We start from the raw sequence: 12,553 nt of genomic DNA, 5'->3' as shown, positions 1-12,553 counted from the left end.
GCACCATGCTGGATTTTCTGGAACTGGAGGAAACCGTCGGTCGGGCGTGGCATCGCCTGATCGGCAAGACGGGATCATGGCCGCATTATCCCGAGCAAGCCGTGCAGCTTGGCGATATTCGCCAGAAGCTCGCTATCTGCTTTCGCGGTTTTGGCGGCGACGTAGCCGTGCAGATTGCCCCCGCCCGCGCGCGAACCTCCGGGCACAGGCTGGGCCTGCGGCAGCGAATGGCCCTGGGTGAAGAAAAACTCAGCCAGCCGTTGCGGGATGAAGCGACATTGATGCTGCCGCCAGAGATCGCGCTTTTTCCCGACCGCACGCTCAATTACGATCTTTACGTCTGGCTTGCCGGTTACATGGCGGTGATGCCGGTTGAGGTGAACGAGCTTCCCACCGATCCGCTGCGCCGCAATCTTGCATCACTTGCTGTCGCATCGGAAACGGTTGCGAAGACTTGCCGGGTATTTCCCGGCTTGCAGAAACGTTATGCGCGGTTGTGCGAAGCAGTGCTGGCTGCACGCCCCAAACGCCCGCTCCATGGGCTGGAGCGACAGGTGGAAGAGCGGATTCTGGCACTTCTGAAACAGGGCGCGGGACTGCCCGACGACAGCCTCCCCACGATCTTTCCGCATTGCGCGCCCGCGAGCTATCTGCCTGCCCTGCCCGCCCCACTATGGCCGGAATTGATAAGGCGCGAGGAAACCGCCCCGCGCGACAGTGACGACCAGCCGGTGCCCGGCAGCAAGGTCGAAGGCGTCGAAACCGGACGGCAGATCGCCAATCGCGAGAAGCAGGACCCCAGACTGGCCGACAGAAGCCCGTTCATTCTCAACCGCTTCGAAAAAATCCTGGCCATGGCCGAAATGGTGAGCGTCGACCGGCCAACCGACGATAGCGACGAGCAGAACGCCAAATCCGCCGACGAGCTTGACGATCTGACACTGGGTGAGCGCAAGGGCAGACCTGCTGCCCGTTTCCGGTTCGACCTCGACCTGCCGCCGGAAGCCATCGACCGAACGGCTCTCACCGCCGGACTGACCTATCCGGAATGGGACTACCGCAAGGCAAGCTATCTTCAGGATCATTGCCACGTTCTGGCTACCCCCGCGCAAGCTCGTGACGTGCCAATGGAACTCGATGATGAAGCAATGAGCCTTGTACGACGCGTGCGGCGCCAGTTCGAAATCCTGCGTCCGGGCCGCGAATTGATGCGGGCGCAGCTCGATGGCAATGATCTCGATCTTGATGCCGTGGTCCGTTCGCGATGCGACTTTGCCGCCGGTGGTCAGGGGAGCGACCGTGTGCACCTGATGAACCGCCCCAAGGCCAACGACCTTGCGGTCACCATTCTGGTGGACGTGTCGCTATCCACCGATGCCTGGATCGACAATCGGCGCGTGCTGGATGTGGAAAAGGAGGCGCTTCTGGTTCTGGCCAATGGCATTGCAGCCTGCGGCGACCGCTGTTCCATCCAGACCTTCACCTCGCGCCGCCGTTCATGGGTGCGGGTCGAGACAGTGAAAGATTTTGACGAAGCTTTCGGACCGGCGGTCGAACACCGGATTGCTGCGCTGAAACCCGGCTTCTATACGCGAATGGGAGCAGCCATCCGCCATTCTACGGCAAAGCTTGCCGAACAGCCCAACCGCAAGAAGCTCCTGCTGGTGCTGACGGACGGCAAGCCGAACGATGTCGATCATTATGAAGGCCGGTTCGCCCTTGAGGACAGCCGCAGGGCAGTCCAAGAAGCGCGCGCCAGAGGCGTCAACGTCTTTGCCGTGACGGTCGACCGCGAGGCCAGCAGCTATCTCCCCGCACTTTTCGGCCGCAGAAACTATGCGCTCGTGGCCAGACTGTCGAAACTGCCATTCGCTCTGCCCGCGATCTACCGGGTGATGACGGGATAGCGGGGTCGATCGACTTACTCGATAGCGCGACGCCTATCCCCGCTCCGCATTGTGGGTTTCTTCCGAAGGTTTCCAGATTCTATAGCGGATTTCGAAACCGTCCTTCGCATAGATGACAATCGGGAGGCGGCTATTATAGCGGAGCATGAAGTTCTCGCCGCGCACCGGCACGAAATCGGTTCGCTTGCTGTCTTCCGGGCAGGCCATCAGGGTGCCGGACATGCGGTCGCTTGCCGTGAGGGTGAAATAGTCGAAGCCCCAGCCTTCAACGGTACTCGGGGTCAGACTTCCGCCGAACCAGCTTATATTGCAGTCCACGGTTGCGTTGCGCCCCGCGATGATTTCCACTTTCGCATCCTGTTCCTTTTCAAGCGGCGGAAGATGGATGACATAGCGGTAGGAACCGGACGGCGCGGCCGGAAAAGCCTGCAGGTTCCTTTCAGATTCGGTCTTTCCCTCGGCGCTCGCGACCTGGGGAACGGCGAAACTGGCTGCGATCAGCCCTATCTGCAAGAATTGTCTGGCTTTCATGGTCATGCTCTCGTTTTCTGTTGCGTTCCCACTATCGCAATAATGGAGCGGAAGCTGTGGGAAATTTCACTCTTGCACGGTTTCAGAAACTGAATCCTTTTTCTCATCGGGTCGCCCGCCCAGGCGCTCGGGCAGATGCTCGGCCAGTCGCTGAATGACGAAGTAGAGACCGGGGGTGAGAAGCAATCCCAGACTGGTGGCGGCCACCATCCCGCCAAAGATCGTGACGCCGACAGCCTGTCTCGCGCCAGCGCCTGCGCCCGACGACAGGATGAGGGGCAGAATGCCGAGGATAAAGGAAACGGCTGTCATCATGACGGCACGAAAACGCTGTTCGGCACCGGCACGGGCAGCCTCCCCCGCCGTCAGACCGGCCTCGCGTTGTTCCTTGGCGAACTCCACAATCAGGATGGCGTTCTTTGCGGCAAGCCCGATCAGCAACACCATGGCGATCTGCACATAGAGGCTGTTCTGCAGCCCGAAGAAAGTGAGACCCGCGACGGCCCCCAAAAGCGCGGCGCCCAGCGACAGGATCACGACTGCCGGCAAGGCCCAGCTTTCGTATTGGGCGACAAGGAAGAGATAAGCAAAGAGGAAGGCAAGCGCGAAGATGAGCGTCTCCTGACCGCTGCTTCTTCTTTCCTGGAAGGATAGTCCCGACCATTCATAGCCATAGCCTTCCGGCAGGACTTCCGAAGCGACCTGTTCCATCGCCGCCATGGCCTGCCCGCTGCTGGAACCCGGTGCGGTTACGGCGTTGACCTGCGCCGAAGCTGCAAGATTGTATCGGGTGATGACGAAGGGCGCCAAAACCGTGGTCAGCGACACAACGCTTCGCAGCGGGACCATGGCTCCGCTGCGGTTGCGGACGTGAAGCTTGAGGATATCCTCGCTATGCGCGCGGAAGTCGGAATCGGCCTGCAGGTTGACCTGGAAAACGCGCCCGTTCAGAGTGAAATCATTGACGTAGCGCGAGCCGAAATTCGCACCGATCGCCGCATATATATCCGATACGCTGAGGCCAAGGGCTTCGGCGCGGGAACGGTCGACATCGACATAGATCTGCGGGACATTCGCGTTAAAAGTGGTTGCCGCACCAGCGATTTCGGGACGCTGATTGATGGAGCCCAGCAAGGAGGCAACCACCTGCGCGATCTCCTGCGGAGGCTGGCCCTGCAAGGCTTGCAGCCGGAAATCGAGACCGCCAACCGCTCCCATACCCGCGATTGCGGGCGGCGCGAATACGGCAACATTTGCGCCCGGAACCTGCGAGAACTTAGCGCGCAGGCCGTTGACGATACTGTTGAGCTGCAAAGCCTTCGTCTCGCGGTCCGCCCATGGCGTAAGCGCGGCAACGGCCATGGCGCTATTGGGCGTGCTCGTTGACTGCAGGATGCTGAACCCCGCCACCGTTATGACATCCTGAACGCCTTCGGTCTCGCTCAGCGTCTTGCGCACATTCTCGACGATCAGGTTCGTGCGGTCGAGCGAAGCCGCGCTCGGCAGCTGTATGTCGACAAAGAGCGCGCCCTGATCTTCATCAGGCAGGAAGGTTGCGGGAAGATTGACAAAGACGAAATAGGCCAGTGCAAAACAGGCGACGACGCCTGCAACCGGTATGACCCAGTGCTTCACCAGAATGCCGACGATCTTGCCGTAGCCTTCGCGGGTTTTTTCCATGGAGCTTGAGAACCACGCCAGTGGACCCCTGCGGTAACCGCGCTGGCCGTGCCTGAGCAGAAACGCCGCAAGCGCTGGACTGAGCGTCAGGGCCACGAATGAGGAAAGTACCAGCGCCGACGAGATCGTGACTGCGAACTGCCTGTAAAGCTGTCCGCCGATGCCCTCCAGAAAAGCGGTGGGCGTGACCACCGCCAGCAGGACGAGCGTCGTGGAAATAATCGGCCCGGTGATCTGGTGCATCGCCTTGCGCGTCGCATCGATGACCGGAATGTCCGGCTCGTCTTCCAGCACATGCTTGACGTTTTCCACGACCAGGATTGCATCGTCCACCACAAGCCCGATGGCAAGGACGAGAGCCAGCAGCGAAATCATGTTCAGCGAATAGCCGACCGCAAACAGCACCGCCACCGCACCCAGCATGGAGACCGGTATGGCCAGCGCCGAGATCAGCGTCGCCCGCCAGTCCTGAAGGAAGATGAATGTGACCGCGAGCACGATCACGAAAGCCTCGAACAATGTTCGGGTGGTCAGTTGCAGGCTCGCCTCGACGAACCGTGTCGCATCATAGACGACATGATATTGCAGCCCCGCCGGAAATCTCGATGACAGGCGTTCAAGCTCCGCCTCCACGGCTGTCGCGGTCTGGATCGCATTGGCGCCGGGCGACTGGTTGATTTGCAGCATAGCCGATTCATGACCGGCAAAACTTGCTCTCGAAGCATAGTTGCGTGCGCCCAGTTCCAGACGCGCGATGTCGCGCAGGAACACTTTCGCACCGTCGGCCCCGGTACGAACGACGATGTTTCCAAACTCCTCCGTATCGCGAAGCCGTCCCTCGGCTACCAGCGTATATTGAAGCTCGGTCCCCACGCGCATGGGCGGCGCGCCAGCCTGACCGAGCGTCGCCTGGATATTCTGGCGCTGGATCGCCGCCGAAACCTCATCGACCGTTATGCCGAGCGCGTCCATTCGCTGCGGATTGAGCCAGACGCGCATCGAATATTCGGACGCGCCCACGACATTCGCCTCGCCGACGCCGGGTACGCGGGCCAGCGCATCGACAATCGTGGTCGTGGCGAAATTGGTGATTTCAAGGGCGTTCAGGCTGTCGTCCGGTGAGTAGAACGCTATGCCCAACACGAAATCCGGTGAGCGGGACCGGACCGACACGCCTTGCTGTGCCACCGCTGCGGGCAGACGGGAGATCGCCAGCTGCGCGCGGTTCTGGACATTGATCTGCGCCAGTTCAGGGTCGGTTCCCACTTCAAAAGTGACGGACAGCGAATACTGCCCGGCATTGGAACTGGTGGACGACATATACATCATGCCATCGACACCGTTGATTGCCGTTTCCAGCGGTCCGCCGACGACATCGGCGATCACTTCCGCGCTCGCGCCCGGATAGGAGGCCGATACATTGACCGTCGGCGGCGTGATCTGCGGATATTGCTGGATAGGCAATGAAAAGATCGCAATCGCACCAGCGATGGAAATGATGATCGAGATGACGATTGCGAGGCGGGTTCGCCTGATGAACAGCTCTGAAATCATTGCCCCACCCCTGCACTGCCGGGGATCGGGTCAAGGGGAGATACGGCCTGCCCGTCTGCGATGCGCTGCAAGCCCTCGACGACAATCGTTTCACCGGCCTTGAGGCCATCCGTGACCGACCACCCATTGTCGATGCGTGTGCCCGTCACGATGGGTCGCCGGGAAACCGTGTTTCCTTCGTTGAGAACGTAGACATATTTGCCCTGCCGGTCCTGCAACACGGACGCCATGGGGACCACCGGCAATTCACCGGCCGTTTCATCCATGAGATTGACGGCAACCACCTGCCCCGGAACCAGAATATGGTTCGGATTGGCAAACAGCGCCCGCACCGCCACTGTGCCGGTCTGCGCGCTCACTTCATTGTCGATGAACTGGATGGTCCCGCGTTCGCCATATTGCGTACCATTGGCAAGCGTCAGGCTCACCTTGAAGCTTTCCGGGCTGACCGTGCCACCTCCCGCTTCCTTCTGGCGAATGGCGATCAGCGCGCGGTCCGGGATGGAAAACACAACCCGCACGGGATCAAGCTGCACGATGCGTGCAAGCGACCCCATGCTCGGGCCGACCAGATTGCCCACTGTGAAGAGCGAACGTCCTATCGTCCCGTCGATCGGCGATCTGACCTGCGTGTAAGAGAGATTGAGCCGGGCATTGTTGAGCGCGGCTTCGGCGTTGCGCACATCCGCCGTGGCAATGTCGAACGCGGCCTGCGCATCATCGAGAGCGGCTTGCGAAACGGTATTCCGGTTGGCGAGGGTCCGCGTTCGGGCGAGTGTTTGCCGGGCGGCATTCTGGGCGGCTTCCGCCCGCGCGACCTGTGCTTCCGCGGACATGACCGCCGCCTGCATCTGATCCGGCTCGATTTCGAAAAGGAGATCGCCTGCCTTGACCGCCGATCCCTGTTCAAACGCCTTTTCCTTCAGGAAACCCGTGATCCGGGCCTGAATATCGACCGCTTCAATCGCCTCCACCTGCCCGTTGAAACGAAACGGCGCGGTTGCGGGCGCCAATTCCACTTTGCGCACGACCACGGGAGGCGCTCCCCCAACCGGAGGCTGCTGGGCGAGACCGGGCAGCACCGGCAAGGTCCAGAGCATCGTTACAAGGGCAGCGGTAACAGAACGACGAACGAGAGACTTCTTCAATTGCGTGTCCTCCCTCCGGGACGGCATCGGTCGATCACTCACGCATTTCGGGTACTCAGGGCTATTCCGATATAGGCAACGCCCGCGATCATCAGCGCAATTCCAGCGATTGATCCGGACGGCAGGTCACGCGTCAAAGGCCATTTCGCCACCAGTGCCGCACTGGCGGACCAGGCAATGAGGCCGGACAGGGTAAACCACCACCAGCCGCCTGCGGGCCTGATTTTCCAGGACAGCGCCAGTTGAAGGAAACCATGGACGAACACGACGATTGCAATCAGCAGGGTGATGGCGAGCGCGCCCTTGAGCGGGTTCAGATAGATCATGATCCCGCCTATAAGCTCCACCACGCCGGACAGTTCCTGCCAGACGAAACCTGCCCAGCTCTTGATCCAGAGCGACTGGATTATCTTGACGACGCCGATGGCCATCAGCACCAGCCCGAACATGGTGCTGGCTGCAAAGTCCGAGATTGCGGGCAAGAACAGGCAGAGTATTCCACCCGCAAAAAGCAGAATGCCGATACCGAGAAAACCTTTCCATTTTCTCTGTTCGACTGTCTTTCGTTCCATTAATTGCAGTTGCTGGATGTCCATTGCGGACCCCTCAATGTCAACAGGAGGACGTTACTGCGAATGTGAAAGTATGTGCATGTTTCGATATAATAGTATAGTCCGCTTGCAATAAAACCAGAGGGCGGATCACCAATCGCCGTCTTCCAGTTTCAGCCAGCTCGTTGAGGTAATGCCGGAACGCAGGCTCATCTGCGCTACCAGCGCTTCGACCAGCCGGTCATCTTCCTTGCCCGCGAACAGCGTCGCCTCTATTTCGGTCTCATTGCTTCCTTCGATGTGATGGCTCCGGATCGCGTGGAAGCGGAGTTTCTTCAGATCGAGCGTCTGGATCAGCAGCGCCCTCACCGGAATTTCGCTTTCCGAAGGACACCGGAATTTCACGAGATAAAACTGCTCGTTCTCGGGTTCGACGAAGGAATAGCGGTTCACGAGCACCGCGATCCTTGGCAGCGAAATGTTCAGGCAGACGATGAAAAAGGCCGTTTCGATGGCGAGCGGCCACATCCCGTAACCGGTCAGAACGCCAACCGCGCCAGTGCTCCAGACCGTGGCTGCGGTACTCAGCCCCTTGATGCTCGCGCCGTCCTTGATAATCAGCCCCGCGCCGAGAAAACCGATGCCTGTCACAACCTGCGACCCCATTCGGAGGTCGCTACCAAGGCCGAGCGAATAGGGCAGCGAAGCATAGGCCGCAGCGCCCAGCGCCACCAGGCCGTGCGTCACAAGGCCGGAATGGCGTTGTTTGATCTGGCGCTCCAGACCAATCACGCAGCCGAGCAGAAGCGCCAGCCCGAGATTGATCATGATAGACGGGATTGCGACGACTTCCGTCATGCAGGTCCTTTATGTCTCGGGCGATCAGGCAGGCAATTGCCCCATGAAGCAGAGATGTCCGCCCTTGCGCCAGACACCCGCATTACAGCTGATTGTGCGCAGGCAGGGCCGCTCAACTGAACAGGAGGCAGTATAGGCATTCTTTGTGCAGATTAGGAAGACTTGTCATCTGTGCGATATCATATTTTTATTATAGTGCTTGAATTATTTCATCTAAAGTAGTTTCATCGAAAAATTCCGGACGCATTCTTTCCAAAATCGACTGAGGGGTCAGATTGCATGGGTTTGCTTGGAATACTACTCGGACTAGCCCTGCTCATGTGGTTTGCCTATCGCGGCTGGAGCGTCATTCTGCTTTCGCCGGTGGCGGCGCTGCTTGTCGCGCTTCTCTCCGGCGAGCCCCTTCTGGCCAACTGGACATCGAATTTCATGGGCGGAACGGCAAGCTTCGTCAGCCGATGGTTTCCGCTTTTCCTGCTTGGCGGCATTTTCGGAAAGCTGATGGATGACAGCGGCTCCATTACATCCATTGCAAGATATCTGACGGAGAAACTGGGTGTGAAGCGCACGATGCTTTCCGTCGTGCTTGCATCGGCAGTCGTCACCTATGGCGGCGTCAGCGTGTTCGTCGCCTTCTTCGTTCTCGTGCCCATGGCGCGGGAAATGTTCAAGGCAGCCAACATACCGGCGCGCCTGATGCCTGCGGCCATCGGGCTTGGCGCCTTTACCTTCACCATGTCGGCAATGCCGGGCACGCCCTCCACGAACAACGCCATTCCGATGCCCTATTTCGAAACCACGACATTCGCGGCGCCGGGACTGGGCATCATAGCCTCCATCATTACGCTGGTCTTCGGCATGTGGTGGCTGCAGCGCGCGGAAGCCAAGGCGCGGGCTGCGGGCGAAAACTATGTCGATGACACGGGCGATGTCGAAATCACAGAGAAAGTCAGGGAACAATCGACCCTCTCGGGCGACTTCGACCCGGCCGAGTTCGAACACGGAGCGCGCGCGGCCGCGCTGCCACCCTTCTTCTTTGCTCTCCTGCCCTTGCTCGTTGTCATCGTCGTGAATTTCCTGATGGCGCTGATTATCCTGCCCCGTGTCGATTTCTCGTATCTCGAGCAGGAGCCATGGAATATCGACGTCGGTTCTTCGATCGGCTTGTGGGCTGTCCTTATTGCGCTGGCAGCGGCCATCGTGACGTTGTTGGTGGTCAATTTCAACCGGCTGCGGGCAATCCGGGAAAGCCTCGACGCCGGGGCCAACTCCTCGGTCCTGCCGATCCTCACCATAGCAAGCCTCGTCGGCTTTGGTGCGGTCGTGGCCGCCATGCCCGCCTTTACCGTGGTTCGGGATGCGGCGCTTGAGGTGCCGGGCGGTCCTCTCGTCTCATTGATTGTCGCCATGAATGCTCTCGCGGCTCTCACCGGGACCGCATCCGGCGGCATGGCCATAGCGCTCAACGCGCTGGGCGATGAATATATGCGACTTGCGATCCAGTATGGGATAAGCCCCGACCTCATGCACCGCCTCACCGTGCTCAGCGCTGGCACGCTGGACGCTCTGCCTCATAACGGTACGGTGCTTCTGCTCCTGCAGATCAGCAAGCAGACCCACGCATCAAGCTATTTCGACATGGTCATGACCGTGATTGTCGGTGTGATCATATCGCTCGCTGTCGTCTTCGTGCTCGGGTCTGTGTTTGGTTCCTTCTAAGCATAATCATTGTTGTTGAAAGGAAGCGAAAATGAAAAGGACATTTCTTCTTGCCGCCGCACTGTTTTCAGTGATGGCAAGCCCCGCATTCGCGCATCTCAACCCCGCCGAACACGGTTCGTTTGCGGCGGGCTTTACTCATCCCCTGTCCGGCGCCGATCACATACTTGCCATGGTCGCCGTCGGTCTTTGGGCCTCCATGCTTGGCGGGCGCGCGCTCATCGCCGTTCCGTTGAGTTTCGTGGGCGTCATGCTGCTGGGCTTCGTAGCCGCTCTCAGCGGCGTGCCGATCCCCTATGTGGAACCCGTCATCCTCGCATCCGTTATCGTGCTCGGCCTTCTCGTGGCCGTGGCATTCCGTGCATCGACCCCGGCTGCTGCACTTATCGTCGGGTTCTTCGCATTTTTCCATGGCTATGCGCATGGCGGAGAAATCGGCGGCGCTGCGTTTCTTTCCTATGGTGCCGGTTTTGCGCTTGCGACCGCATTGCTTCACGCGGCGGGCATTGGCGTAGGGCTTGCAGCCGGACGCGCGCTGCAGGGATCCGGCGGGCAGATGGCAATGCGAGTGGCTGGCGGCTTTGCGGCCCTCAGCGGACTTTACCTGATGGCAGGATGATGTGAGCGTCATCTTGCTGGATCATTCGAAGAGAAATACTGAACCTGAAATGCCAAACGATGGGCCGGTGCCGGAAATGCCCGTGCATTCTCCGGCGCTGCCCATGCTGCACCTCATGCGGCTGGTCAGTCCCAGCCAGCCCGTTGGTGCTTTTTCCTATTCACGCGGCCTCGAATGGGCCGTCCATTCGGGAACGGTCACGAATGAGGAAAGCTGTGCCGGATGGGTATTCGGCCTTCTGGAACATAGCTACGCCGCGCTTGACGGCGCTATTTTCTGGCGAATGGTTTCGGCGTTGATGCAGGACAATGAGGCCGAATTCCATCGTCTGAACGACTGGCTTGGAGCAAGCCGCGAAAGCAGTGAACTTGAACTGGAGGACCGCCGGATGGGCGAGTCCCTGCTCACATTGCTGTCGGAACTCGGTGTCGAGCGGGCCCGCAGCTTCGCTTCGGACCAGCGCGCGACCTATCCGGCGGCCTTTGCGATTGCAGCGTGTCACTGGAATATCGCGCCCGTCGATGCCCTGCGCGGCCTTATGTGGAGCGTGGTTGAAAGCCAGATCATGACCGCAATCCGTCTCGTGCCGCTCGGTCATACGGCAGGCCAGAGGATACTTATCGCCGGCGCAGCGAAGATCGAGCGCGCCGTCGAAAAGGCCCGCACGCTGAATGACGATGAAATCGGCAACACGGCACCCGCGCTGGCCATGGCCAGCGCCTGGCACGAAACACAATACAGCCGCCTATTCCGGTCGTGACCGGAGCGTTTGCCTGTATCGTTTGAGATTTTCTTCCGCCGTGGTCGCATCCGCCGGAGCAACCGGCACCAGAGCCTTGAAAGCATACTGGCCGATCAGCATGATCCAGGTGACGATCACGAATGTCGAGGTCAGCACCGGCATTCCAATCGGTTTCAGGAATATCGCGACCGAGGCCCAGACCCAGGTGGACACGACGGCGCCGAAGACGGCGTAGAGGAAGCTGCTCCAGTTGAAAACAAGGAAGAAGCCGCCCAGCGCCATTGCCGTCAACGCCGCGTTATAGCCGAAAAGCCCGTCACGAATGGCCCCTTCCGGACCGCCGAAGGTGGCGGCGATCACCGCTCCTATTATCGCCCCCAGAAGGCCCATGAAGGCGCTTATCCGGGAGTGGATGGCGATGCCGACAAGCATGATGTAGCCGGTGATCCAGTTATCCTGAAAGAATATCTGCCCGATGGCCGTGCCGATCCCCATGTACCAGGTCGGAAGGTCATAGGGGATGGCGTAGGAAAACTGCTCCGGTGAAACCGGCTTCGCCATCGGCCCCGCATCTATGGCATCGAACTTGAGAATGGCGAACAGAAACAGCCAGCCGACCAGCACGAAGGGCATTGTCAGGGGCGCGACCTTGTGCGGTCCCAACAATGCGGCGATGCTGGTGAAGGCCATGGTGGTCAAGGCAGCGGCACAAATGACATAAATCGTCATGGCGGGCGACGGCACTGCGCCGCTGCGGAAATCCTCACTGGTGAAGGCGACCAGCGCAAGGGCGACCAGAACGCCGTTGAACCCGAACAGGCCGTCGCGGATGAGGCCCTTGTCAGCCTTGAGGATGATTGCCGTCAGCGTGCTGGACACAACCCCGAGCAGGCAGACAAGCGCGTAAATCCAGGAGTTCACCAGAATGGCGAACAGAATGACCAATCCGGATAGCGGGTTGTTCTGGAACACCACTTGCCCGATGCCGCGCAGCGTCCAGTCGATAAATCCCAGAGAAGGATGATCCCGCATTGCATTGAGCTGCATGGACGTATTCCCTTCTATATTGATCCAGAGCATTTCCCCGTTCAATCGAAGCGTCGGAAATGCTCCATCCGTTTGTTTCTACGCATGTCCTTACCCCGAGACCGGTTTCCACCTTCGGGAGACATGCTCTATTTCCTCCGCTACGGCATCGGCTCCCGAAATCGAAATCGATTTTCGGAAGCACGATGCGCAGCTTC

The 12,553-nt window shown here is 59.6% G+C and carries 10 protein-coding genes; 4 read left to right on the top strand and 6 right to left on the bottom strand.

Annotated features, from left to right (window positions below):
• Positions 1–5 precede the first annotated feature (5 nt).
• Complete coding sequence (locus ACOWVS_RS04460; RefSeq protein ID WP_006466559.1) at positions 6–1,907, top strand: nitric oxide reductase activation protein NorD; 1,902 nt, start codon at positions 6–8, stop codon at positions 1,905–1,907.
• Positions 1,908–1,940: 33 nt separating this feature from the next.
• Here ACOWVS_RS04460 and eco read toward each other — a convergent pair whose 3' ends face one another.
• The 5 genes from eco to ACOWVS_RS04435 form a co-directional block, all read right to left on the bottom strand.
• Positions 1,941–2,438: a serine protease inhibitor ecotin gene (eco, locus tag ACOWVS_RS04455; protein WP_235691658.1), complete on the bottom strand. Its 498-nt coding sequence runs from the start codon at positions 2,436–2,438 to the stop codon at positions 1,941–1,943.
• A gap of 66 nt (positions 2,439–2,504) precedes the next feature.
• Complete coding sequence (locus tag ACOWVS_RS04450) at positions 2,505–5,672, bottom strand: efflux RND transporter permease subunit (RefSeq protein ID WP_006466557.1); 3,168 nt, start codon at positions 5,670–5,672, stop codon at positions 2,505–2,507.
• A complete protein-coding gene (locus tag ACOWVS_RS04445; protein WP_075041652.1) occupies positions 5,669–6,820 on the bottom strand; it encodes an efflux RND transporter periplasmic adaptor subunit in 1,152 nt (383 codons plus the stop codon). The genes ACOWVS_RS04450 and ACOWVS_RS04445 overlap by 4 nt, the downstream gene beginning before the upstream one ends.
• Positions 6,821–6,858: 38 nt before the next feature.
• Positions 6,859–7,392: an HdeD family acid-resistance protein gene (locus tag ACOWVS_RS04440; protein WP_022568324.1), complete on the bottom strand. Its 534-nt coding sequence runs from the start codon at positions 7,390–7,392 to the stop codon at positions 6,859–6,861.
• 129 nt (positions 7,393–7,521) lie between these two features.
• Positions 7,522–8,229, bottom strand: a complete 708-nt coding sequence (locus ACOWVS_RS04435) for an MgtC/SapB family protein (RefSeq protein ID WP_006466554.1) — start codon at positions 8,227–8,229, stop codon at positions 7,522–7,524.
• A 279-nt stretch (positions 8,230–8,508) separates the two neighbouring features.
• On the opposite strand from ACOWVS_RS04435, the gene ACOWVS_RS04430 reads away from it, so the two are divergent.
• Genes ACOWVS_RS04430 through ACOWVS_RS04420 form a run of 3 tightly spaced genes read left to right on the top strand, consistent with a single transcriptional unit; the run spans position 8,509 to position 11,327 of the window.
• Entirely contained in the window at positions 8,509–9,948 is a 1,440-nt protein-coding gene (locus ACOWVS_RS04430) for a GntP family permease (RefSeq protein WP_075041651.1), read from the top strand.
• Positions 9,949–9,979: 31 nt separating this feature from the next.
• Entirely contained in the window at positions 9,980–10,567 is a 588-nt protein-coding gene (locus ACOWVS_RS04425; RefSeq protein WP_006466553.1) for a HupE/UreJ family protein, read from the top strand.
• A gap of 49 nt (positions 10,568–10,616) precedes the next feature.
• Positions 10,617–11,327 carry an urease accessory protein UreF gene (locus tag ACOWVS_RS04420; RefSeq protein WP_235693779.1) on the top strand — a complete coding sequence of 237 codons (711 nt, stop codon included), beginning with the start codon at positions 10,617–10,619 and terminating at the stop codon, positions 11,325–11,327.
• Here ACOWVS_RS04420 and ACOWVS_RS04415 read toward each other — a convergent pair.
• A complete protein-coding gene (locus ACOWVS_RS04415) occupies positions 11,313–12,356 on the bottom strand; it encodes an urea transporter (RefSeq protein WP_006472833.1) in 1,044 nt (347 codons plus the stop codon). The genes ACOWVS_RS04420 and ACOWVS_RS04415 overlap by 15 nt on opposite strands.
• Positions 12,357–12,553: the final 197 nt, after the last annotated feature.

Source organism: Brucella sp. IR068 (genome assembly GCF_049065885.1).
Lineage (GTDB): Bacteria > Pseudomonadota > Alphaproteobacteria > Rhizobiales > Rhizobiaceae > Brucella > Brucella intermedia.
The sequence above is the reverse complement of the archived record's forward strand: the minus strand, read 5'-3'. Positions and strand labels throughout refer to the sequence as shown.